Annotated in this window: 26 protein-coding genes; 10 read left to right on the forward strand and 16 right to left on the reverse strand. The window is 60.1% G+C overall.

Annotated elements, in window-relative coordinates; translation table 11 throughout:
- Nucleotides 1-20 precede the first annotated feature (20 nt).
- From DWY76_RS12265 to DWY76_RS12305, 9 genes are all read right to left on the reverse strand, one after another.
- A complete protein-coding gene (locus DWY76_RS12265) occupies nt 21-1067 on the reverse strand; it encodes an ATP-binding cassette domain-containing protein (RefSeq protein ID WP_120081472.1) in 1047 nt (348 codons plus the stop codon).
- Nucleotides 1064-1735: a molybdate ABC transporter permease subunit gene (gene modB, locus DWY76_RS12270; protein WP_120081473.1), complete on the reverse strand. Its 672-nt coding sequence runs from the start codon at nt 1733-1735 to the stop codon at nt 1064-1066. The genes DWY76_RS12265 and modB overlap by 4 nt, the downstream gene beginning before the upstream one ends.
- 60 nt (nt 1736-1795) lie before the next feature.
- Nucleotides 1796-2683: a molybdate ABC transporter substrate-binding protein gene (gene modA, locus DWY76_RS12275; protein ID WP_120081474.1), complete on the reverse strand. Its 888-nt coding sequence runs from the start codon at nt 2681-2683 to the stop codon at nt 1796-1798.
- Nucleotides 2684-2762: 79 nt separating this feature from the next.
- On the reverse strand, nt 2763-3695 hold the full coding sequence (locus tag DWY76_RS12280; RefSeq protein ID WP_120081475.1) for an MOSC domain-containing protein: 933 nt from the start codon (nt 3693-3695) through the stop codon (nt 2763-2765).
- A 9-nt stretch (nt 3696-3704) separates the two neighbouring features.
- Nucleotides 3705-4673 (reverse strand): GTP 3',8-cyclase MoaA, encoded by a 969-nt coding sequence (gene moaA / locus DWY76_RS12285; RefSeq protein WP_120081476.1) that lies wholly within the window; start codon nt 4671-4673, stop codon nt 3705-3707.
- Entirely contained in the window at nt 4666-5163 is a 498-nt protein-coding gene (moaC, locus tag DWY76_RS12290; RefSeq protein WP_097774263.1) for a cyclic pyranopterin monophosphate synthase MoaC, read from the reverse strand. Before moaC ends, moaA begins: the two co-directional genes overlap by 8 nt.
- Before the next feature lie 71 nt (nt 5164-5234).
- Nucleotides 5235-6254: a molybdopterin-binding protein gene (locus tag DWY76_RS12295; RefSeq protein WP_120081477.1), complete on the reverse strand. Its 1020-nt coding sequence runs from the start codon at nt 6252-6254 to the stop codon at nt 5235-5237.
- A 12-nt stretch (nt 6255-6266) separates the two neighbouring features.
- Entirely contained in the window at nt 6267-6782 is a 516-nt protein-coding gene (locus DWY76_RS12300; RefSeq protein WP_243112038.1) for a molybdopterin-guanine dinucleotide biosynthesis protein MobB, read from the reverse strand.
- A 34-nt stretch (nt 6783-6816) separates the two neighbouring features.
- A complete protein-coding gene (locus DWY76_RS12305) occupies nt 6817-7044 on the reverse strand; it encodes a DUF1653 domain-containing protein (RefSeq protein ID WP_154260621.1) in 228 nt (75 codons plus the stop codon).
- Between the two features lie 241 nt (nt 7045-7285).
- On the opposite strand from DWY76_RS12305, the gene DWY76_RS12310 reads away from it, so the two are divergent.
- The 4 genes from DWY76_RS12310 (at nt 7286) to DWY76_RS12325 (ending at nt 11923) form a co-directional block, all read left to right on the forward strand.
- Nucleotides 7286-8599: an SMP-30/gluconolactonase/LRE family protein gene (locus DWY76_RS12310; protein WP_120081479.1), complete on the forward strand. Its 1314-nt coding sequence runs from the start codon at nt 7286-7288 to the stop codon at nt 8597-8599.
- Nucleotides 8600-8626: 27 nt separating this feature from the next.
- Nucleotides 8627-9187: a TIGR01440 family protein gene (locus tag DWY76_RS12315; RefSeq protein ID WP_005937663.1), complete on the forward strand. Its 561-nt coding sequence runs from the start codon at nt 8627-8629 to the stop codon at nt 9185-9187.
- 5 nt (nt 9188-9192) lie between these two features.
- Nucleotides 9193-9915 (forward strand): YggS family pyridoxal phosphate-dependent enzyme, encoded by a 723-nt coding sequence (locus tag DWY76_RS12320; RefSeq protein ID WP_097781234.1) that lies wholly within the window; start codon nt 9193-9195, stop codon nt 9913-9915.
- A gap of 217 nt (nt 9916-10132) precedes the next feature.
- Nucleotides 10133-11923 (forward strand): ABC transporter ATP-binding protein, encoded by a 1791-nt coding sequence (locus tag DWY76_RS12325; RefSeq protein WP_120081480.1) that lies wholly within the window; start codon nt 10133-10135, stop codon nt 11921-11923.
- Between the two features lie 80 nt (nt 11924-12003).
- On the opposite strand, the gene DWY76_RS12330 is transcribed toward DWY76_RS12325, so the two are convergent.
- The 6 genes from DWY76_RS12330 to DWY76_RS12355 form a co-directional block, all read right to left on the reverse strand.
- Entirely contained in the window at nt 12004-12954 is a 951-nt protein-coding gene (locus DWY76_RS12330; RefSeq protein ID WP_120081481.1) for an ROK family glucokinase, read from the reverse strand.
- A 148-nt stretch (nt 12955-13102) separates the two neighbouring features.
- Nucleotides 13103-13987: a fumarylacetoacetate hydrolase family protein gene (locus DWY76_RS12335; RefSeq protein ID WP_120081482.1), complete on the reverse strand. Its 885-nt coding sequence runs from the start codon at nt 13985-13987 to the stop codon at nt 13103-13105.
- Between the two features lie 14 nt (nt 13988-14001).
- Complete coding sequence (locus DWY76_RS12340) at nt 14002-14553, reverse strand: DJ-1 family glyoxalase III (RefSeq protein ID WP_097774274.1); 552 nt, start codon at nt 14551-14553, stop codon at nt 14002-14004.
- A 161-nt stretch (nt 14554-14714) separates the two neighbouring features.
- Nucleotides 14715-15014 (reverse strand): YerC/YecD family TrpR-related protein, encoded by a 300-nt coding sequence (locus tag DWY76_RS12345; protein ID WP_005937644.1) that lies wholly within the window; start codon nt 15012-15014, stop codon nt 14715-14717.
- A 102-nt stretch (nt 15015-15116) separates the two neighbouring features.
- Nucleotides 15117-15611 carry a GNAT family N-acetyltransferase gene (locus tag DWY76_RS12350; protein WP_097776984.1) on the reverse strand — a complete coding sequence of 165 codons (495 nt, stop codon included), beginning with the start codon at nt 15609-15611 and terminating at the stop codon, nt 15117-15119.
- An 8-nt stretch (nt 15612-15619) separates the two neighbouring features.
- Complete coding sequence (locus tag DWY76_RS12355) at nt 15620-16141, reverse strand: nitroreductase (RefSeq protein ID WP_097774276.1); 522 nt, start codon at nt 16139-16141, stop codon at nt 15620-15622.
- Nucleotides 16142-16365: 224 nt separating this feature from the next.
- Between DWY76_RS12355 and DWY76_RS12360 the strand changes: the two genes are divergently transcribed.
- On the forward strand, nt 16366-16959 hold the full coding sequence (locus DWY76_RS12360; protein ID WP_097774277.1) for an RICIN domain-containing protein: 594 nt from the start codon (nt 16366-16368) through the stop codon (nt 16957-16959).
- Between the two features lie 162 nt (nt 16960-17121).
- Entirely contained in the window at nt 17122-17631 is a 510-nt protein-coding gene (locus DWY76_RS12365) for an 8-oxo-dGTP diphosphatase (RefSeq protein ID WP_120081483.1), read from the forward strand.
- 542 nt (nt 17632-18173) lie between these two features.
- On the opposite strand, the gene DWY76_RS12370 is transcribed toward DWY76_RS12365, so the two are convergent.
- Complete coding sequence (locus tag DWY76_RS12370) at nt 18174-19232, reverse strand: PTS sugar transporter subunit IIC (protein WP_120081484.1); 1059 nt, start codon at nt 19230-19232, stop codon at nt 18174-18176.
- Nucleotides 19233-19574: 342 nt separating this feature from the next.
- On the opposite strand from DWY76_RS12370, the gene DWY76_RS12375 reads away from it, so the two are divergent.
- The 4 genes from DWY76_RS12375 to DWY76_RS12390 all read left to right on the forward strand — a co-directional run bounded on the left by DWY76_RS12375 (nt 19575) and on the right by DWY76_RS12390 (nt 23470).
- The gene (locus tag DWY76_RS12375; protein ID WP_243112039.1) at nt 19575-20777 is read left to right on the forward strand and encodes a GH25 family lysozyme; all 1203 of its coding nucleotides are present in this window, start codon (nt 19575-19577) and stop codon (nt 20775-20777) included.
- Between the two features lie 14 nt (nt 20778-20791).
- Complete coding sequence (locus tag DWY76_RS12380; protein ID WP_120081486.1) at nt 20792-21634, forward strand: HAD family hydrolase; 843 nt, start codon at nt 20792-20794, stop codon at nt 21632-21634.
- Nucleotides 21635-22190: 556 nt separating this feature from the next.
- Nucleotides 22191-22913, forward strand: a complete 723-nt coding sequence (locus DWY76_RS12385) for a DUF4830 domain-containing protein (protein ID WP_005937622.1) — start codon at nt 22191-22193, stop codon at nt 22911-22913.
- Between the two features lie 293 nt (nt 22914-23206).
- Entirely contained in the window at nt 23207-23470 is a 264-nt protein-coding gene (locus tag DWY76_RS12390; RefSeq protein WP_005937619.1) for an HPr family phosphocarrier protein, read from the forward strand.
- Nucleotides 23471-23565 lie beyond the last annotated feature (95 nt).

The raw sequence follows: 23565 nt of genomic DNA on the forward strand, positions 1-23565 counted from the left end.
GGCGGTTTTTGCACTGTCCGTCACCCCAGCGGCATGATGTTCTGCGGTGCAGTGCCCAGAAACGCCGGTGCCTCCGGCGACGCAGCGGTCAGGTTCGTCTTGCTCACCTTCCACCACAGGCGGGTAGTGCCGTCCGGCGCGGTAAAGATCAGGTTCCAGTCAAAGGGATTCTCGCTGGTGGAGTTCAGCTGCACCGGCAGAGCGTTCGGCGCAGCTGGTGCGCAGGGGGCAAAGTCGTGGGCGCGGATGCCCACGGCGGTGCAGGTTTCCGGCACCTCGGCGGCAAGGTGAAGGGGCGCATCCCAGCCAGTCAGGCGCACGGTGTGGGCATCCACGCGGGTGCAGGACAGAATGTTCTTGCAGCCGGTCAGCCGTGCAGCGGTGGTGCTCTGCGGGTCTGCAAACACCTCTTTGGTGCCGCCGGTGCGCAGTACCTGCCCGCCATCCATCACGATCATATCCCGGCACAGGCGGTAGGCTTCGTCACGGTTGTGGGTGACCAGCAGCACCGTGCCGCCAAACCCGGCCAGCAGGCTGCCCACTTCGCCCTCCACTTCCTCGCGCAGGTAGCTGTCCAGCGCACTGAACGGCTCGTCCAGCATCAGAATTTTGGGCCTGCCCACAAGGATGCGTGCCAGCGCGGTGCGCTGCTGCTGTCCGCCGGAAAGCTGGGCCGGGTAGCGCTTGGCAAGGGATTCCAGCCGCATGGCCTGCAGCATTTCGGCGCAGCGGGCCTTGCGGGCGGCCTTGTCTTTTTCGGCTTTCAGGCCGCAGAGCACGTTCTGCTCCACGGTCATGTTGGGGAACAGTGCGTAGTTCTGGAACAGCAGGCCCACGCCGCGCTGCTGCGGCGGCAGGTCGATGTGCTGGGCGCTGTCAAACAGCACCCGGCCGCCCAGTACGATGCGGCCCGCATCCGGCTTTACGATACCGGCAATGCAGCGCAGGGTCATGCTTTTGCCGCAGCCGGACGCGCCCAGAATGGCTGTGGCGGTGCTGCGCGCGGCAAAGTTGGCGTGAAGGGTAAAGCCATCCAGCTTTTTGGTAATGTTCACTTCAAGACTCATGCGCGGCCACTTGCTTTCTGTTTTTTCTCCAGCAGATTCACGGCCAGCAGCACCACTGCCGAGATCACGATATCCACCAGCACCCAGCGCATGGCACCGGCTTCGTCGTTGGTGCGCCACAGCTGGTACACGGTGGTGGCAATGGTGGCGGTCTTGCCGGGGGTGTAGCCTGCGATCATGCTGGTGGCACCGTACTCGCCCAGCGCGCGGGCAAAGGCCAGCACCGTGCCGGCCAGAATGCCTTGACGGCAGCAGGGCATCCGCACCCGCCAGAAGATCCACACGTCCGACTGGCCCAGCGTTTGCGCCGACCATGCCAGCGTTTCGTCAAAGCTTTCAAACGCGCCGCGCGCCGTGCGGTACATCAGCGGAAAGGCCACCACGATAGATGCAAAGATGGCACTGTACCAGTTCATGACCAGCTTCACGCCGAAATGCTCCATGAAAAAGGCACCCAGCGGCCGCTTTGCGCCGAACAAAAGCAGCAGAAAATAGCCCACCACCGTGGGCGGCAGCACCATGGGCAGGGTGAGCACCACGTCCAGCGCGCCCTTGACAGTGCGCGGCAGCTTGGCAATATAGTAGGCGGCAAAAATGCCAAGGAAGAACACCGCCGCGCAGCTGACGAGGGCGATGCGCAGGCTGTTCCAAAGGGGATACCAGTCCATAAATGATACCTCCGAATAAAAAGGCTTCCCCCGGAGGGGAAGCTCTGAAAAACAACGAATTTACAGTGCGGTGAAGCCCACGCTCTCGAACACGGTCGCGGCGCGGTCGGTCTGCAGATAGGCCAGAAACTCCCTGGCAGCCTCGGCGTTGGGGGCGGCCTTCAGCACGGCGGCAGGGTAGATCACCTGACCGCACATCTCCTTGGTGGCCTCATCCACGGGGGTCAGGCCTGCGCTGTAGGCATCGGTGCAGTACACGACACCGGCATCCACGCTGGCTTCGGTGATCTGGGTGGTGACCTCCTTGACGTTGGAGCCGTAGGTGATGACACCGGCTGCGGCCAGTGCTTCCTCGTCCAGATCGTAGTAGGCAAGGATCTTCTGGGTGTACTGGCCCACGGGCACATCGCTGTTGCCCATGCAGAACAGAATGTCCCCGGCCTTGAGGTGCTCGGCCAGAGAATCGAAGCTGTCGATGCCCTTATCGCCATTCTCGGGCACGCACAGAACGACCTTGTTCTCCAGCAGGTCCACGCGGGAATCGCTGTCCACGAAGTCCAGTCCTTCGGTGTTCACATCGGCGGAAGCGGTGCTGTCCAGCTGGTTCATCTGCTTCTGACCGGCGGAGATGAACAGGTCGCAGTCCGCGCCTTCCTGGATCTGGGTCTTGAGGGTGCCGGAGGAGTCGAAGTTGAAGCTGAAGGTCACGCCGGGGTTCTCGGCAGAGTAGATCTCGCCGATGGCGGTGAGGGTCTCGGTGAGGGATGCGGCGGCAAACACGATCAGCTCCATGGATCCACCGGTAGCTTCAGAAGAAGCAGCGGCAGAGCCTGCCACGGAAGATGCAGTGCTGGAAGCGGAGGAGCCGCAGGCGGTCAGGGCCGCAGCGGCACCGGCGATACTGGCAGCAGCCAGAAAGCTGCGGCGGGAAATTTTAGTGTTGTTCATGATAAGCGCTCCTGTTTTTAAAATGAATCTTTGCATTTGATACGGTACAGGATGCGGTGCCGCCCACCGGGATACTTTTTTACTTCCGGGCGCATTCGCCGTCCAGCCCGGCGGCAAGGCGGATGCCGTGCGCAAGGCTGGGCAGGATGTACTCGAGGTTTTCTTTTACGGCCTTAGGGCTGCCCGGCAGGTTCACGATCAGGGTCTTGCCGCGCAGCACGCTGACACCGCGGCTGAGCATCCCGCGCGGTGTGATGGTAAGGCTATGGTACCGCATGGCCTCGGCAATGCCGGGCGCGTTGCGTTCGGCTACGCTCAAAGTCACCTCCGGGGTGATATCCCGGGGTGCAAAGCCGGTGCCGCCGGTGGTGAGGATCAGGTTCACCTGACGGGCATCCGCAAGGCGCAGCAGCTGGGTTTTGAGCTGGGCGGCATCGTCCGGCAGAAGCAGCGTTTCTTCCACCTTGTAGCCTGTGGCGGTGAGCATTTCCACAATGAGCGGGCCGCTTTTGTCCTCCCGTTCGCCGCGGCTGCCCTTATCGGAAAGGGTGATCACCGCCGCGCGCAGGGGCAGGTCTGCCGGGGTGGGCAGCAACTTCATCTCGTCGCCGGTGTGGATGGTGCCGCCTTTTACCACCCGTGCGAACACGCCCTCCCGCGGCATGATGCAGTCGCCGGTCTGCTGGCGGATGGCGCAGTCGCTGTGGCACTCCTTGCCGATCTGGGTCATTTCCAGCACGGCATCCCCAATGGCAAAAAAGCTGGGCACCGGCAGGGTGGCAAGATCGAACCCTGCCACCACCAGATTTTCGCCAAAGGCACCGTAGTCCACCCAGAGCTTTTGACGGAAAGCTTCAATTTTTTCCGCGCTCAGCAGGCTGACCTGCCGGTGCCAGCTGCCGCCGTGGGCATCGCCCACAATACCCCACTCCGGGGTGAGAACAGCGGACGGCACCGGCGTTTTCAAGGTGCCGCGCCGGGGGCTTGTGCAGATAGCCAGAATTTTACCCATAAATTTGTGTTATCCTCCGATCCGGTACATCCCTCGTGTGGCGGGCATGGAGCCTTGGCCGAAGTGATGTTCCCGGGGTTTTGCCAGAATCGTGTTTTGAATGGCCTGCAAAAGGGCCGCGTCGTCCGCGCCGCTGCGCAGCAGAGCACGCAGATCGGTGCCGGATTCGCTGGCAAGGCACGGACGCAGAAAGCCCTGACTTGTCAGCCGCACCCGGTTGCAGGAAGCGCAGAATTTGCCGTGCACGGCAGCAATCAACCCAATGCTGCCGCGCCAGCCGGGCGCAGAATAATACACCGCCGGCCCATCGCCAAAGGCCGCACCGGTCACCGGCTGCAGCTGCGGCCAGCGGCGGCAAAAGCGCTCCAGCAGTTTCGGGCCGGAAAGGCCGGGCAGCCCGGCACCAAAGCCAATGGGCATCATCTCAATAAAGCGCACCTGCAGCGGATGCTCCTGTGCGAGGGCAGCAAGGCTTTCCAGCTCGCCCTCGTTCACGCCGGGCTGCGGCACACAGTTCAGCTTGACCGGAATGCCGCTGGCAAGGGCCGCCCGGATGCCGTTTTGCACGGCGGCAAGCTCGTCTTTGCCGGTGATGCGCCGGAAGGTCTCCGGGTGCAAGGTGTCAAGGCTGATGTTCACGCTGTCAAGGCCCGCCGCCAGCAGGGCGGGCAGCTTCTGGGCCAGCAGCACGCCGTTGGTGGTAAGGGCAACGCGGCGGATGCCGGGAATGGCTTTCAGGCCCGCCGTCAGTTGTTCCACGCCCCGGCGCACCAGCGGTTCACCGCCGGTGATGCGCACCGTGTCGATGCCGCACTGGGCGAACAGCGCAGCCAGCCGCAGAAATTCCTCATAGGTCAGAATATCTTCGTGAGCCAGCTTTGGCACGCCGTCCGGCATACAGTAGCGGCAGCGCAGGTTGCACAGGTCGGTGACCGAAAGGCGTAGATAGTGGATATTGCGGCCGTATGCATCAAACATAGCCGCCCTCGGCCCGCACATAGTGCCCGCTCTTGCCGCCGGTCTTCTCGACCAAGTGGATCTCGCCCAGCTCCATGCCCTTATCCACGGCCTTGCACATATCGTAGATGGTGAGCAGCGCGGCAGAAACGCCGGTAAGAGCTTCCATTTCCACGCCGGTCACGCCGATGGTCCTGGCGGTGCACACGGCCTCTACGGCCTGCTGTTCGGGCAGAAGGTGAAAATCCACAGTCAGCTTGCTCAGCGGCAGCGGATGGCACAGGGGGATCAGCTCACTGGTGCGCTTGGCCGCCATGATGCCTGCAATGCGGGCCACGCCCAGCACGTCGCCCTTCTGGGCGGTGCCGTCCCGAACAGCGGCAAAGGCTGCCGCATTCATAGTGATGATGCCGCGGGCCACAGCCTGCCGTGCAGTGACGGGCTTTTCGCTCACATCCACCATCACGGCGCTGCCGGACGCATCAAAATGAGAAAGTTTTGTTTCGCTCATAATTTTTACCTTGATAAAGCTCTCCCCTTTGGGAGAGCTGGCAAAGCCGTAAGGCTTTGACTGAGAGGGTTTCAGCAATGCCCGAAGCCGCAGTTGGGCCAGTGGCATTCGGCGCAGCCTAAGCACAGCCCGCCCTCGCCCAGCCGGGCAATGTCCTCGGCAGTGATGGGGTCGTCGGCCAGCAGGCGCGGCAGCAGCAGGTCAAAAATGGTGCGCTTGGCGTACATCACGCAGCCGGGCAGGCCGCACACCGGCACACCGTCCAGATAGCTCACAAGGAACATGGCACCCGGCAGCACCGGTGCGCCATAGGTGATGATCTCGGCACCGGTGTTCTTGATGGCAAGCGGCGTGCGATCGTCGGGGTCTACGCTCATGCCGCCGGTGGTAAAGATCAGCTCGCAGCCTGCGGCCTTTGCTTCCAGAATGGCGGCGGTGATCCCGGCGGGGTCATCGTCGCAGGTTTTGTGATAGGTCATCTCGCAGCCGTATTCGGCCAGCTTGCCCACCAGAATGGGGGTGAATTTGTCCTCGATGCGTCCCTTGAATACCTCGCTGCCGGTGGTGATGGCCGCAAACTTTTTCGGGTGGAAAGGCAGCACGTTCAGGATGGGCTCGCTGCCTGCCGCAGCCTGCATGGCATCCATCTTCTCCTGCTCGATCACCAGCGGGATGATGCGGGTGCCGGCCAGCTTCTGGCCCTTTTTCACGGGCAGGTCGCCGTGGATGGTAGCGATCATCATTTGGGGTGTGCGGTTCACGGCCAGCAGGGCGGCGCGGTCGATCTTCAAAAGACCGTCGCAGTCGGCAACCAGTTCGATCTTGCCTTCCTTCGGCTCAGTGCCGTGGATGTTGCGGCCCGCCGCTGCCTTGTACAAAAGGGCAGCGGCTTCGTCCTCGTGCAGGATGCCGGGGCGCTTCTCCCAGACATAGAGATTCTCTTTGCCAATGGAAAGCAACACGGGGATATCCTCCGGCTGGACGATGTGCCCTTTGCGGAAGCGTGCTCCCTTGAACTGGCCGGGAATGATCTGTGTAATGTCGTGGCAGAGCACCTGCCCGACAGCGTCTTCGGTACGGATGAGTTTCATGCAGAACCTCCGTTACAGGGACGGCATCTGGTTCTCGATCCAGTCTGCCAGAGCAGCAGGATCGTCCAGTGCGAAATCAGCGCCCGGCACATCGCCCACGATGGCCATGGGCTGGAACGCGGTGCCCACCGGGCTGACCGAGCTGCGCACCACTTCGATCTTGGCCCAGCCGCTGTCGCCAAAGCCTTCCAGCAGTACAAGGTCGTAGCCGTGGCGCTCGAACAAAGCCAGCAGGTCCTGCTCGTTCAGGCGGAACTGCTCGGTAAGCAGATAGCGCCCGGCAGTAAACACGGCCACACCCTCGGCACCGGCCTCATGCAGGCGGTCGGTCTCGGCGGGCAGGCGCAGATCGTCAGCCTCGCGGATCATGCCCACCTTCAGCCCGCGGCTCTTGAGCACCGGCAGCAGCGCGGCCAGCAGAGCGGTCTTGCCGCTGCCTGCGGAACCGCTGACAGCCAGCACTGCCGGATGCTTGAAGCTCAGTTCGGCGGCAAGCGCCTGTTTTTGTTCACTGTACAAAAGTATCACCCTCCGTTTTATCCCATCGGCAAAAACTGCCGGTTCACTCCTCAATGCGCACAAAGCGCGGCTGCACTTTGCCGTCCCGCTCCACGGTCTCGCACCACATGGCGGCAGGACGCACCCAAAGCCCGCGTTCCCCGTACAGGGCGCGGTACACCACCATTTCCTCTTCGGTCTCGCTGTGGCGGGCCATGCCCAGCACTTCGTATTCGTTGCCCTTGAAATGCCGGTAGCGGCCCGGCTGCACATTATATTTGAATGCTTCCATGTTATCCTCTTTTACACTGACACGCGGCATTCCGGTGCAGAATGCCATATTTATAATCAGTATAGCATATTTCAGCACGGCAAAAAAGGCTTTGGCAGGAAAGATGGAGAAAAAGGCGGCAGGCGGCGGCAAAAGCCGGGAGACAGAGTTGGGTGCTTGAACTGCCGCGCCACAGATGCTATACTGAAATGATAAGGGGATATCCCCCTGAAAAAGCTCTGAAGATAAAGGAAAAAGCCCTATGAGGATCGGACTTATTGAATTTCTGCTCATCCTTGCCATTGCGTCGCTCACCATCGGGCCGCAGGTGGCATTGTTCGTGGATCGCTGGATGCGCCGGGCAAACCGCGCCAATGCCCGCGCCGCCCGCCGCCGTGCCGAGTATGCGGCCCAGATGGCGGTGGAGCGGGACGCGCTGCTCAAGCGGTTCCGCACGGCCAGCACGGTGTTTGGCGTGTGCATCCTGCTGGCGCTGGTGTATGCACTGGTGTTCCGGCCCATCGATACGCCGCCGCAGGCGTACGATGCCCCTGATGTACGGCAGGACACCGGTGCAGCACAGACGGCCCTTGCCGCCGACCATAAGGGAACGCTGGATCTGGGCGAATATCAGGGTGTGGACTGCATCCGCACACAGGACGGCCTTGTGTATGCCGCAGCATACGACGGCGCAGCCTTAAAAAAGCGCACGAGCGACCTTGTGCGCACCGACGGCGGACACGATGCGGCCATCCTTTCCGTGGACGGTGAGCTGACCGGTTTTGCCTTTGACGGCAGCGGGGACCTGTGGCTGAGCATCCTCACGCCCGGCGGCGGCAGCCTGTGCCGCGCCGCCCACGACAGCTGGGGCACGGCGGTGGAGCAGGTAGTGACCCAGATCGACGGTGCACCGCTGGGGGCTGTCTCAGCGGTGGAAGCCGCGCCGGACGGCAGGATCTACTTTGCGGTTGCTGCCGCTGCCGGTGCCGCGGACGGGCTGGAGAGCACTCTGCGCACCGAACTGCTGGCCCACACCGGCACGGGCTGCGTGTATGTATACGACCCGGCAGCACGCACGGTGCAGAAGGTGCTGGGCGGTGTGGCCGGTGCTTCCGGGCTGGCCCTGAGCCGGGACGGCAGCACGCTGTTCGTGGCTGACCTTGGGAACCGCTGTGTGTGGAGCGCTGCCGCCGATGCCCGCGACCTGACGGCGGGCGGTAAAAACTGCCAGAGCTTTGTTTCCGGCCTGCCGGGGTATCCCGGTGCGCTTGCTATGGATGCAGACGGCACCCTGTACATCGGCTACCGGTGGGCGCGCAGCAGCTGGCTGGAAAAGAACGCCGACAGCACCCTGCTGCGGGGCATTGCCCTGCGTGCAGGCCGGAATCTACAGGAAAAGCTGTTCAGTCTGCCTGCCGATGCGCCCTGCGCGGAAGCTGTAGATACGGCAGACGGCAGCTGGAAGCGGACGGTCTCCAGCAAGGGTGCAGGCGGTGTGACAGCTCTGTGCCCGGTGGAGAGCAGGCTGTATCTCGGCCTTGCAGGCAGCGAAAAGGTGCGCAGTGCAAATCTTTGATTTTTGATAAAAACCGAGGTGTTTTTTATGACAGAAGAATTCAAAAAACAGATCGAGACGCAGGCCCGGCAGGCAGTGACCGAACTGCTGGCCGAAGCAAAGCTGAAAAAGGGCGATGTGTTCGTGGTGGGCTGCTCGTCCAGCGAGATCGTGGGCGGGCACATCGGCAAGGATTCCAGTCTGGAAGCCGCGCAGGCCGTGTACGCGGGCATTGCCCCAGTGCTGGCTGAAAACGGCATCTGGCTGGCCGCGCAGTGCTGTGAGCATCTGAACCGCGCTATTATCATCGAGCGGGAAGCCGCCGAAAAATACGGCTGGGAAGAGGTGTGCGTGGTGCCCCGCCCCCACGCAGGCGGCAGCTGGGCCACTACCTGCTGGAAGAAGTTCCGGGAGCCGGTGGCCGTGGAAGAGATCCGTGCCCATGCAGGCATTGATATCGGCGGCACCCTGATCGGGATGCACCTGAAGCGGGTGGCGGTGCCGGTGCGGCTGAGCCTTTCCAAAATTGGTGAAGCGAACATTCTGTGCGCCCGCACCCGCCCAAAGCTCATCGGCGGCGAACGCGCCAAGTATACCGAGGAGGACTGAGCATCATGGCAGAAAAGAATCTGGAACAGATGCAGGAGGCCGTGGCAGAGATCCGGGAAAAGATGGCAGCCGCGGCCCGTGAAGCAGGCCGCGACCCGGCAGCGGTGCAGCTGTGCGCCGCCTGCAAGACCCGCACGGCACAGACCGTGGCTGCAAGCGCAGCCCTGCCCATTGATGTGTTCGGTGAGAACCATGTGCAGGAGCTGTGCGCAAACTTTGACGCAGGTGCTTACTGCGGCAAGCCCAGCCACTTTATCGGCCATCTGCAGACGAACAAAATTAAAAAAGTGCTGGGCCGTGCCAGCCTCATCCAAAGCGTGGACAGTGAGCATCTGCTGAACGCTATCGAGAAGGAAGCAGCCAAGGCCGGCATCGTGCAGAACGTGCTGCTGGAGGTGAACATCGGCGGCGAGGAGAGCAAGACCGGCGTGGCACCGGAAGCGCTCTGGCCGCTGCTGGATGCTGCTGCCGCACAGGAGCACATCCGGGTCAAGGGGCTGATGGCCATTCCGCCTGTGAACGACGACGATACCCGCAACCGCCGCTATCTGGCCGAGGTGTACAAGCTGTTTGTGCAGGCCGGAGAGCGCGGCTATTCCAACGTGTCCATGGAGACCCTCTCCATGGGCATGAGCGGCGACTTTGAAAACGCCATCCGGGAGGGTGCCACCCTTGTGCGCATCGGCACCGCCATCTACGGCGAGCGGGATTACAGTAAAAAAGTGTAAAAATAAAAACGGCCTCGCCCTCTCAGTCGCTTGCGCGACAGCTCCCCCAGAGTGGGAGCCTTTGGCAGTCCACGCAAACTTCATCTCTTTGCCAAGGGCTCTCCCTTTGGGAGAGCTGGCAAATCCGAAGGATTTGACTGAGAGGGCGAGCCCACTGAAAAGTATCTGAAACATCCTGAATCGTAAAGGCCTAAAGAAACCAAAAAACGGAGGAACCATGTCAAAAACCAAGATCAACGACCCCGGGGCGCACCACGCAGGCAGCGGTGCGCTGATCCGGCGTTTTCTGCCCTATCTGGCAAAGTACAAAATGACCCTGTTTCTGGACCTGTTCTGTGCAGCGCTGACCACCCTGTGCGATATCGTGCTGCCCAAGATCATGAGCACCATCACCAACGCCGCCATGGGCGTGGGCATCACCCTGACGGCGGGCATCGTGCTGCGGCTGGCAGCACTCTATTTTGTGCTGCGCATCATCGACGGTGCAGCCAGCTATTACATGTCCAGCATCGGTCATATCATGGGCGTGCACATCGAGACGGATATGCGCCGCGATGCCTTTGACCACCTGCTCAAGCTGGACCACACCTACTACAACAACACCAAGGTAGGCACTATCATGGGCCGCATCACCAACGACCTGTTCGATGTGACCGAGTTCGCCCACCACTGCCCGGAGGAATTTTTCATTGCGGCCATCAAGATCGTGGTGTCCTTTATTATCCTGTGCCGGGCCAGTGTGCCGCTGACGCTGGCGGTGTTCGCCTGCGTGCCGCTGATGGGCGTGGTGTCCGTTTACCTGAACGGACGGCTGCGGGCGCGGTTCCGCCAGCAGCGCGTGCAGATCGGCGAGCTGAACTCCACCATCGAGGACAGCCTGCTGGGGCAGGGTGTCGTGAAGGCCTTTGCCGCCGAGGATGAGGAACGCGAGAAGTTTGCAAAGGGCAACAAGGATTTTGAGCAGATCAAGACTCTCGGCTACTACGCCATGGGTGCCTTCAACACCTCCACCCGCCTGTTCGACGGCCTGATGTATCTGGTGGTCATTCTGGCAGGCGGCCTCTCGCTGGTGTACGGCAGGATCACCGCCGGTGACATGGTGGCCTATATGCTGTATGTCACCACCCTTATTGCCACCATCCGCCGCATCGTGGAGTTTGCCGAGCAGTTCCAGCGCGGCATGACCGGCATCGAGCGCTTTGCCGAGATCATGGACACCCCTGTGACCATCGGCGATGTCCCGGATGCGGTACCGCTGCAGCCCGGCCCCGGTGACATCCGGTTTGAAAACGTCAGCTTTGAGTACCCGGATGACCACAACAAGGTGCTGCACAACGTCAGTCTGGATATCCGGCCGGGCGAACGGCTGGCGTTGGTCGGCCCTTCGGGCGGCGGCAAGACCACCCTGTGCAACCTCATCCCCCGCTTCTACGAGGTGACCAGCGGCCGCATCCTGATCGATGGGCAGGACATCCGCCATGTCACCCTGAAAAGCCTGCGGCAGGATATCGGCATCGTGCAGCAGGACGTGTATCTGTTCAGCGGCACGGTGGCCCAAAACATCGCCTACGGCAAGCCCGGCGCCACCCGCGAAGAGATCATGGAAGCGGCGCGTCTGGCCGGGGCGGAGAAGTTCATTCTGGCCCTGAAGGACGGCTTTGACACCTACGTGGGCGAGCGCGGTGTCAAGCTCTCTGGCGGACAGAAGCAGCGCATCGCCATTGCGCGGGTGTTCCTGAAGAACCCGCCCATCCTCATTCTGGACGAGGCCACCAGCGCACTGGACAACGAAAGCGAGATCCTGGTGGGCCAGAGCCTTGAAAAGCTGGCCCATGGCCGCACCACCCTGACCATCGCCCACCGCCTGACCACCATCAAGGACTACGACCGCATCCTTGTGCTGGGCGAAGAGGGCATCGTGGAATCCGGCACCCACGACCAGCTGCTGGCAAAGCAGGGCGTCTACTACCGCCTGTGGAATCAGCTGCCGGGGGAAGATACGCTGTAAATTTTATTGAACGTACAAAGAAAAACCCGGAAACGACCGTCGTTTCCGGGTTTTTAAGTTTCTGAAAAAATACCGCTGAATTATTCACCCACGATCAGGCGCACAGAACCATAGATACCGGCATCGTTGCCGAGGATGGCGGGCACGATGGGGGTCTCACGGCAGGACTTGAAGGCATAGACCTTGAAATGCTCCCGCAGCGGGGCAAACAGCACATCACCGGCGCGGGATACGCCGCCGCCCACCATGAACATCTCCGGGTCCACGGTGGCGGCAATGGTCGCCAGCGCCATGCCAAGGGTATCGGTCATCTCGTCCACCTCGCGGGCGGCAAGGGCGTCGCCATTGCGGGCGGCATCAAACACGTCCTTGGCGGCAAACTCGGTGCCGCGCAGGGTGCAGGGGGTGTCCGGGTTCTCGTCCAGCAGCTTCTTCATGCAGCGCACAACGCCCGTAGCACTGGAATACTGCTCCAGACATCCGTGCTTGCCGCAGCCGCAGGCGGCGGTCTCGTGGCGGTCCACCGTGATGTGGCCGATCTCGCCGCCGGCACCGTGGGTGCCATCGATGACCTTGCCGTTGACGATGACGCCGCCGCCCACGCCGGTGCCCAGCGTGACCATGACTGCGCTGCGGCAGCCCTTGGCTGCACCCATCCAGATCTCGCCCAGAGCAGCCACGTTGGCGTCATTGCCCACAAGGACCCGGATGCCGCCCAGCATGGTGCTCAGCTCTTCGGCTACATTATGCTTGCCCCAGCCGCCGAGGTTTGCGCAGATGATGGGCACGATGCGGCTGTCCAGCACAGGGCCGGGCACGCCCACGCCCACGCCCTCTACCTGCTCAGCGGCAAGGCCTTTTTCCTGCATCTTGCCCTGCACGGCAGAGGCCAGATTTTTCAGAATGTGCTCACCGGCGTTGGAGGTGTCGGTGGGAACTTCCCACTTTTCCAGCAGTTCGCCGGTGGTCTTGAACAGGCCGATCTTGGCGGTGGTGCCGCCCAGATCGATGCCGAATGCGTATTCTTTCATGTTTCATTTACCCCTTTTTGACGGCCAGCGGCCGCAGTATTTCGCGTGTTCCAGTATACCACACCTACCCGCAAAAGAGCAGTGCCGCTGCGGATTTTCATGCAAACAGACGGAAAACGCAGTGAATGTTTGGCACAAATGCCAGTGCTCACCGCACGGTGTTGGTCAGACTGCCAATGCCGTCGATCTCGCAGCGCACCGTGTCGCCGGGCTTCAGAAACTGCGGCGGGTCCATGCCCATGCCCACGCCTGCCGGGGTGCCGGTGGCAATGACGGTGCCGGCCTTCAGGGTCATGCCCTGCGAAAGCTCGTGAATAACATGGTCGATGTCAAAAATCTGCAGGCCGGTGTTCGAGTCCTGCCGCTTTTCGCCGTTGACGAAGCTTCGGATGCCGAGCTTGGGCGGGTAGGTGTCGAATTCGTCTGCGGTAACGATGCAGGGGCCGATGGGCGTGAAGCCGTCCAGACTTTTGCCGAAATACCACTGCTTGTGGGCGGTCTGCACATCGCGGGCGGAAACATCGTTCAGGATGGTGTAGCCGAACACATAGTCTTTTGTCTGCCCGGCGGGCACATCCCTGGCATCTTTGCCCAGAACCACAGCCAGTTCGCATTCGTAGTCCAGCTTCTGCACAAGGTCAGTGTGAGCTTCAATAAAGCCGCCGTCCGGCACAGCGCGGGAAACGCGCTTGGAAAAATAAATGGCATCCTGATGTTTGGTTGCAAAGGCATCGGCAGAGTATTTCTCCGCTTCGTCCGAGTGGGCCATGTAGTTGATGCCAAGGCACACCACATCCTGCGCCGGGCAGGGAATAGGGCTTTGCAGCTGCACGGCATCCACGGGCAGGGCCGGGATGCCCGCAATGGCAAGCTGCAGGCCTGCCCGCACCTGCGGGGTCAGAAAGGGGATGGCATCGGACAAGGTTTCATAGGAAAGGCCCAGCCAGCTCAGCGGCCAGATCTGTGTGCCGTCCGGCGAAAGAATGGCCGGATCTTCCACGCCGTCCGGCAGGCGGCAGGTAACAAAACGCATACTGACTCCCTCCCTCAGTGGCGGTAGGCGATGGCGTTCTGGATGCGGTCGGCCTCAGCCTGCCCGGCCAGCTGGCGCACCAGCTCCAGCGCAAAGGGGATGGCACCGCCCAGACCGTAGCTGGTGGTGATATTGCCGTCCACTACCACTTCGGTATCCAGCACCTCGGCACCGGCCAATTTGTCTTGGAAACCGGCGTGCGCCGTGGCTTTTCTGCCCTCCAGCAGGCCGAGAGATGCCAGCACGCTGGGTGCTGCGCAGATGGCAGCTACCTTTTTGCCGCTCTTTGCAAAGGAAACGCAGGTGTCGGTAACGGTCTTGTTGGCGGCAAGGTTCGGGGTGCCGGGGATGCCGCCGGGCAGCACCACCATGTCCACATCCGAATAATCCACCTCTTCGGCCAGTGCGTCGGCGGTGATATGCACCTTGTGGCTGCTCACGATCTCGCGGCTGCCGGATGCGCTGGCCACGGTCACCTCCACCTTGGCGCGGCGCAGCAGATCGACCACCAGCAGGGCTTCACATTCCTCGGTGCCCTCGGCAAAAAATACAACAGCTTTGCTCATGAAAATCAAACCTCCCTGATTTCTGATGAAGACGGCACATCTGCGCCGCATGAGGAAAAACGATAGAAGTACCCCGCTGGCGTGGGGACTTCTGCCTTCCCGGTTGAATGATAAAAGCCGCATACCGCACGGGCGGCACGCGGCATGGTTTGTGTGGAAGTTCAGTTTTGATCGTCGGCAGCTTTTTCCGCTTCCAGCAAGGCGCGTAACACGCTGTCGTTGGCACTCAGCACCCGGCTTACCCGGCTGATGATGGCGCTGGATGCACCGGTCTTATCCATGATCTCGGTGTAGATGCGCTTGTCCACCAGCATTTCGGCAATGTTGTAGCGCTGCTCCATTGCGCTCAGCTCGGAATAGCTGCACACATCCTGTAAAAAACGGTAGCACTGTTCCGGGGTCTTGAGCTGCAAAAATGCCTGATACAGACCGGACTGGCCGGTAGGATGATCTTTTGCCATGTTGTTCTCCTTTTTTGCAGATGCCGCCCACAGGCAGACACTTTATTACACTACACCAGTGTAGTACAAACGGGGAGAAATTTCAATAGCATTTGCGGCTTTTTAGCCCAGCGTGTGCTCAAATACCACTTCGTCCCGGGGGACGGTGCCGTTTTCCTGCTCGGCGGGCTTTAAATTGCGGTAGCGCAGGGCCTTGAAGAACTGCTGCACCGGCAGGGCCTTGGCGTGCACGGTGCACCACACACGGCCCTTGCCCTCGCCGCGGGCCAGCCGCTCGCAGGAGAGCACGATGTCCCGGCCCAGTGCCTTGCCGCGGTATTCGGGCCTGAGGTACAGGTGCATCAGATGCAGGGCGGTGTTCTCCATCTTCCACGCAAAGTAGCCGATGGTCTTGCCGCCCAGAACCACGAGGAAGTAGTTCACATCGTTGTCGATGTCCTCCTCAATGGCATCGGCGCTCTGCAGCTCTTCCACAAGGGTGTCCAGCTGCTTTGCGGGGTAATAGCGCTTGTACACCTCATGCCAGAGTTCACTGGCAAGGTCGGCGGTGGCGTGGATGTATTTGGCCTTGGCGACCAGCTTGTAATCAGGCTTCATAGTTCTCCTTATACTTTTACGATATAATCCGGCTTGCGGGGGGCGGCGGGCTTGGGGTCTGCAGCAGGATAGCCCAGAATGCAGTGGCCGACGCCGACCCAATCGCCCTCGATGCCCCACTGCCGGAGCAGGGCCTTGCCCTCGTCGGATTCAAACTCTTCCTTTGCGCGGTTGATCCAGCAGCTGCCCAGCCCCAGCGAGGCCGCGGCCAGCATCAGATTGCCCATGACAAGGCTGCCGTCCTGCACGGCATTTTTGGAACCGGCATCGGCCAGCACTACCAGAATGGTAGGAGCGCCGTACATAGGGTCGGTGTCCTTGCCCATGACAGCGGCGTTCATGCGGGTGAGCTGGGCGCGGGTGGCAGCGTCCTGCACCACCACGATCTTTGCGCTCTGGCGGCCCATGGCGCTGGCAGCGTAGGTGCCGGCTTCCAGCACGGCATTCAGCTCTTCGTCGGTGATCTGCTCCGGCTTATAGGCACGGCAGCTGCGGCGGCTTTTAATGGTTTCCAAGGTTTCGTTGGTCATTCCAAATCCCTCCCTAAAAGCGTGTGCCTTTATTGTATCACAAGACAGGCCGGAGTGTAAAGAAATTCCCTGCAGAGACGGTTTTGTTGCGCGTAAACGTTATCGTTGCGGGAATCATGTCAAAATGCACAATAAAACGTAAAAAGATTATGGAAAAGCATTCTTGCTGCCAAAGGACAAATACGCTATAATAGGGCTACCAAACTGGAAAGGAGTCGTGCTCTATGGCAAAGGCATCACAGGCAGTCATTCTGGAAAATGAATTTTATATCATCAAAGCCCCCAATGGAAAGGTACTGGAAGTAAAGAACTTCAACACCGAGAACGGCGCGGCCATCCAGCTGTGGAGCTATGCAGGCCATCCGTGGCAGCAGTGGCAGTTCGTGGATGCAGGCGAGGGCCGCTGGCGCATCTGCAACCGCTTTACCGGCAAGATGATGGATCTGGCCCTTGGCGGTGTGGTGGAGGGCACATGGCTGCACCAGTGGGACCGCACCAGCGGGCTGAGTCAGTGCTGGGCGCTGGAGCCCACCCGCAGCGGGCGCACCCGCATCCGCAATGTGCTGGCGGATAAATACATTGACCTTGTGGGCATGAACACCGCCAACGGTGCACAGGCCCAGATCTGGAACTTTGTAGCAGGCGGCAATCAGGAGTGGACGCTGGAACGCATCGATCCGGACACCGCCCAGAGCGGCCGCCGTGCCGAGGAGGCCAAAGACCCGCAGCCCACGCCCAGCCAGCGCAAGCATCAGAACGACCTTGTGCGCAAGCTGAACAATGCGGGCAAGGGAAGAGCAAGCCGGAAGGGGCAATGATTTTAAATTGCCGCCGCGTTGCTCTGGCATATTCAGAGGAAAAAGTTATTTTTGGTTTGCACCCCGGCAAAGCCTGCGGGCTTTGCCGGGGTGTTTTTTCACGGGAGGGGCCGCAGCGAAAAACGGCATTTTCCACAAAAACAAGATCAGAAGGAGAACGCAATGAATCTAGGAGCCTTCATGAACCCGGAATTTCCCATTTTCAGCACCACGCTGTGTTATTTGGAACGGGAGGATGCCTACCTGATGCTGCACCGCATCAAAAAGCAGGACGACTACAACCACGACAAATGGATCGGTGTAGGCGGAAAGTTTGAGCGGTTTGAAAGCCCGGAGGACTGCCTGCTGCGGGAAGTGAAGGAGGAGACCGGCCTGACGCTGAAGCGCTTCCGCGCCCGGGGTCTGCTGACCTTTATTTGGGGCAACATGACCGAGTTCATCCACCTGTACACCGCTGATGAATGGACGGGCGAGATGGTGCAGGGCGATGCCTGCAGGGAAGGCGTGCTGGAATGGGTGCCGAAGGATAAGGCGGCTGAACTGCCCATCTGGGAGGGCGACAAAATCTTCTTCCGGCTGCTGAATGAGGAACGGCCTTATTTCTCCCTCAAGCTGGTGTATGAAGGCGACACCCTCACGCAGGCAGTGCTGGACGGGAAACGAATCGTTTGAGCGCTTCCTGTGCAGAGCGTAGGCGTGTGGGTTGGGTTTAATGGCTTTTGAAAAATGTATCGCCGCTGGGTACGTTCTCTTTTGCGTGCCAAAAGAGAACCAGAAAGGACGGCGGTGCCCGCAGGGCATGAAAGCCCCAGTGGGGCTTTTAAGCCGCAGACCGGTTTGCGCAGCAAATGCCGCGTGTTCAGCGCGGCAAGGTCTCCGCTACTTTCGAGGCGCGGGAGGCACGAACTAGGGGCTGCTCGCCCCTAGTAACCCCAAAGCAGTTGGGCTCCATACAAAAAATCCAAGTCGCTGCGCTAGAGGATTTTTTGTGTTGCGCCGATTTTGAGTCGCTTACGCGACGAACCGTGCGGGCAAGCTTGTGCTCCATCTGCTGCGCGACAGCTGCAGGCTGACGGTAGCAAAAGGCTGTTCACCGCCCGGCCCCTTATCGTGAAAAGGCAACGCCGGAATGACCGCAGTCATTCCGGCGTTGCTATATATAAAAATATTTTTCTGCTGATATTGTCAGAGCGAAGCGGAGACAATTCTAAAAGTTAGTTCAGCTTCAGATCGCCCTCTTTGATCCAGCCCAGCTTGCGCTCGATCTCGCAGAAGATCACACTCAGCACGGCGGGCAGAACAAAGCACAGCAGCACCATGGCAGCCCAGTCCATCGGGGTGATGGCGGCTTTGGTACCGGCGGCAATGTCGCTGACCCAGCCGGTGTACACGCCGATCTGGCCCACCAGACCGCAGGTGCCCATGCCGGAAGAGACAGCGGCACCGTTCATCTCAAAGTGGAACACGCAGGTGGCCAGCGGGCCGGTGATGGCACTGGCCAGTGTGGGCGCGATCCAGATACGGGGGTTCTTGACGATGTTGCCCATCTGCAGCATGCTGGTGCCAAGGCCCTGACTGACCAGACCGCCCACGCCGTTCTCCTTGTAGCTCATCACGGCAAAGCCGATCATCTGGGCGCAGCAGCCTGCCACGGCGGCACCGCCGGCAAGGCCGGTCAGACCCAGCGCGGCGCAGATGGCGGCAGAGGAAATGGGCAGGGTCAGCGCCACGCCCACAATGACGGATACCAGAATGCCCATGACCAGCGGAGCCTGTTCGGTGGCCCACATGATCAGGGTGCCCACCTGACTTGCGGCAGCGCCAATGGGTGCGGCGATCAGCATGGAAAGGCCCACGCCGGAAAAAATGGTCACCAGCGGGGTCACGAGGATGTCCACGCGGGTCTCCTTGCTCACGGCCTTGCCCAGCTCGGAAGCCACGATGGCAATGATGAGCACGGCCAGCGGGCCGCCTGCGCCGCCCAGAGCATTGGCCGAGTAGCCTACGGTGATCAGGCTGAACAGCACCAGCGGCGGGCAGTGCAGCGCCCAGCCAATGGCGCAGGCCATGGCCGGGCCGCTCATGGCCGTGGCGTAGCCGCCAAGGTCTACCAGCACGTTAAGGCCGGTCTGCTGGCCCAGCGTCTTGATGATGGTGCCGATCAGCAGGCTGGCAAACAGGCCCTGCGCCATGGCACCCAGCGCTTCAATGAGATAGCGCTGCGGGGTGATGACGATATCCTTGCGTTTTAAGAAATCTTTCACATTTGACATGAGAAACTGCCTTTCTGTTTCAAGATGGTGGATTCAATGCAAAAACTGCATGTCAAGTATAATACCATACACATGTCAAGACAACAAGACAAAATGCTGATTTTGCTGGAAATATCTGCAATTTTTGGCTTTGTGCAATGTTTTTGCGGGCTGAGACGTATCTATTTTGGAGCATTTTCTGATACCGGGGCGGCAGCTTTTCGGAGCTGCGCTTTGCAGTGTGCGGCAATTGACGGGGGCTTGCCCGCGGGTGTATACTGAAAGAGTATTGAGAAGATGAAACGCTGCCCTTTTTGCGAAGGGCGGCATCCCGATAAAAATACATGAGGTATGGAGCACAGCATGAAAAAAACGTTCTGGAATAAACTGACTGCCCGCAGCACCCGCGGCAAAACGCGGTGTGCAGCGGCAGTTCTGGCATTGGCAATGACCTTTTCAATGGGCGCACCGCTGGCACTGGCTGCACAGCCGGAAGAAAGTACCGCGGCAGTGACCGAGACTGTTTCTGCACAGCAGGAAACGGCAATGCCCACCCTGCAGACGGAGACCCCGGAGCTTGCTGCACAGGACCCGGAAGCACCGCCTGTACAGGCCACTGAAGCGGAGGAGAACAGCACGAACCAGCACACGCCGGAAAACAGCGTGGTGCTGACACCGGAAGAAATCCGTGCCGCGCTGGATGCCGGTGCCATGGATGCCGCCGAGGCCCAGTGCATCGACCTGAGCGATGAGAACGGATTTTTCAGCTGGCTGCTCAATTTCCTGTTCGGCTGGCTGGGAAAAGACGAGTCTCAGCCGGAGCCGGTCTATTCCGGCTGGCGCACCTCCGGCGGCAAGACCTACTACTACAGCCAGACCACCAACAAGCCGGTGACCGGCATCCAGTGCATCGACAATAAACTCTATTACTTCAATGCGGACGGTGTGCTGGAAAATGGCAAGACCTTCGGTGTGGATGTTTCCAAGTATCAGAAGAACATCGACTGGAACCAGATCAAAAAGGCAGGCGTGAGCTTTGTGATCGTCCGCATCGGCTACCGCGGCTATGGTGCTTCCGGCACGCTGGTGCTGGACCCCATGTTCGAGGAGCATTTCACCAATGTGAAGAATGCGGGCCTGAAGGTGGGCGTGTATTTCTTCAGTCAGGCTACCACCGAGGAGGAAGCCAAGGAGGAAGCCTTTGCCTGCGCCTACGTACTGAACGGACGCAAGCTGGATTACCCCATCTTCTTTGACACCGAAGCATCCGGCGCTTCCAATGGTTCCGGCCGCGCCGACGGTCTGGGTATGGAGGACCGCACCAAGTGCGCCATCGCCTTCTGTGAGGAGGTCAAGGCACAGGGCTACAAACCCGGTGTGTATGCCTCTACCCTGTGGTACCGCAAGCGTGTCGATCTGAACAGCCTGAAAAAATATACCATCTGGAACGCGCATTATGGTGTTGCCAGCAGCCCCATCGACTGCGCCCTGTGGCAGGGCACCTGCACGGCACGCCTGCCCGGCTATAAGGGCGATATGGACGTGAACATCAGCTACATCGGATAAGTGAGGAAACTGCAATGGACCGCATTCGCCTGATCGCATCGGACATGGACGCGACCCTTCTGGACGAGTACAGCCAGTTGCCGCCAAAGTTTACCGAGACCATCCGTGCACTGGCCGGGCAGGGCATCTTGTTTGCCGCGGCCAGCGGGCGGCCTCTGTACACACTGGAAACGATGTTCCCGGATCTGCTGGAGGAGATCATTCTCATTGGCGACAACGGCGGCGCTGCCCGCTGGAAGGGGAAAGACCTGTTTGTGTCCGAAATGCCTGCCGAGGGCTGGCGGCAGCTGGCCCGCAGCACAAAGCAGGCCGGAGACGTGGGCCTTTTGTGCGGACTGCAGGCGGCCTACGCGGAAAAGCAGGACGAGAAATACGATAAAGTTTTCAAGAATTTTTATACCCGGGTGGAATACGTGGATGACCTGACTGCGGTGGAAGCGGCGGCGGATAAGTTTACCGTCTATCTGCCCAACGACGACTCGCAGAAAGCCTTCGACCGGATCTACGGCGCATTCCACACCGGAAATGGCGGTGCATTCTCGGTGGCAGTGGCAGGCAGAAACTGGGTGGACGTGATGAACCCAGGTGTGCACAAGGGTGCAGCACTGGCAAAGGTGGGTGCACTGCTGGGCATTCCGGCCGACAGCATGATGGCCTTTGGCGACACCTACAACGATGCCGAGATGCTCACCACCGCGAAGTACGGCTTTTTGATGGAGAACGGCAGCGGACCGCTGCGGGCGCAGGTGCCGTTTCTGGCACCGTCCCACCGGGAATACGGCGTGATGCAGGTGCTGAAACAGGTGCTCCGCCAGAACGGTGAAGTCTCGCCGGAGGATTTTGTGAAGGCGCATTAAAGCGGGAGAGACGATTTGGAATGCTCTCCGCTTCGCTCTGAGCATAAATAGCGGAAATAGTATTTTTATTTGCAACTCCGAAACGGCTGCGGCCGTTTCGGAGTTGCTTTTTCACAGGGAGGGTCGTAACGGCAAACGGCATTTGCTGATGCTGGCTCCCTGCGGGAGCATTCACGTCAGCATGAAAACATGCTGTTGCCCTTACGTTTCGTCGCGCAAGCGACTTCAAATCGGCGCAACACAAAAAATCCTTTAGCGAAGCAACTTGGATTTTTTGTATGGAGCCCAACTGCTTTGGGATTATTAAGGGCGAGCAGCCCTTAATTCGTGCCTCCCGCGCCTCGAAAGTAGCGGGTGCTTTTCTGGTTCTCTTTTGGCACGCAAAAGAGAACGTACCCGGCGGAGAAAAATTTTGTAAAAGCCATCCGGCCTGCCCCACACGGCCGCGCCCTGCACGGGAAGAATCATACGGCGGGCATTTTAAATCGTCATAACCTGCCCGAACTCTGAATAAATTGTTCTCAGAGCAATAAACAGGCTGGGGAGGCATGGGGATATGTTTGTAGTCACGTTAAGCAAAACGAGCCTGAAAAAACTGGGTCTGGGTGCCATGTGCTGCGCACTGGTGGTGGGCAGTGCTCTGCTGGGCCGGTTCATCAGCAACCGCACCGTTGCGGTCTCGGCGGCGGTGAACAAAATTGAGAGTGCACAGGACATCCAGACATGGTTCACCGGCTACGGTCTGGATGTGGACGGCGCATCCATCACGGCAGACAAGGTCAAGATCCCCCGCAAGTGGGATGACAGCTTTTCGGCCTTCAACGGGGTGGTGCAGCAGAGCGGTATGGACCTTGCACGCTACAAGGGCAAGACCGTGGAAAAATGGACGGCGCTGATCCCGGCGGCAAGCAGCGGCGAGACCAGCCGCTACGGCGTGCTGTTGGTGTACCGCAAAAAGGCCGTGGGAGCTTACCTGCTGGAACGGCCCTCCGGCGTTGTGGTGGGCCTGAAAGACATGCAGGCCGCCATGGCGGAAGCTGAGGCAAAGCAGACTTCCGGCGAGGACTACGAGGGAGACTGGGGTGAGCGCCACGACGAAGAACTGACCGGCAGCGAACCGGCACAGCAGACCTCCGGCGAGGACTACAGCGGCGATTGGGGCGAACGCCATGACGAGGAATTGACCGCCCAGCAGACCTCCGGTGAGCCGGATGCCGTGCCGCAGGCTGTGCCTTATACGGAACTGCCGCTGGATGCCGAGGGATATCCGGTGGAATAAGCACCGGAACGACCTGCCAAAGCCGGAAACGACCGGGAACAGCTTCGGGTTTTGATGCAAAACCAGGTCGCAATTTGCCTAAAATTTGCGCACAAGCAGAAGAAAAAGTGAAATGCGTGCATTTTTGTCACATTTGTATGTTCAATTGTACCAAAATTTTGAATAAAAAATTAGCAATATGAAATGGTGAAAAATTACCGGCAAGGGTTTATAATAGATGTATCAACCGTGCCGCGGCTCGGCCGCGTCTGGTGCAAGTGCAGAAGCGCCGCACGGGATCAAGTAAGGAGAAAATGATTATGAAGGAATTCCAGTATACCGTTAAGGATGCATGCGGCATCCACGCTCGTCCCGCCGGCCTGCTCGTCAAGACCGTCAAGGGCTTTGCCAGCAGCGCTACCCTGGAAAAGGACGGCAAGAGCTGCGATATGCGCAAGCTGATGGCTCTGATGGGCATGGGTGTAAAGCAGGGTGAGACCGTTACCGTCAAGGTCGAGGGCGACGACGAGGAAGCTGCTGCAGCAGCCATCCAGAAGTTCCTGACCGAGAACGTCTGATTCCGCAGTTAAGATGAGGAAGGCCCTCGCGGGTGAGCTGCGGGGGCTTTTTTTGGACTGTCGGAGCAGTGCGGCCCCGGCACAGATGAAGAAGG

The organism is Faecalibacterium sp. AF27-11BH (genome assembly GCF_003603005.1).
Classification (GTDB): Bacteria; Bacillota; Clostridia; order Oscillospirales; family Ruminococcaceae; genus Faecalibacterium; species Faecalibacterium taiwanense.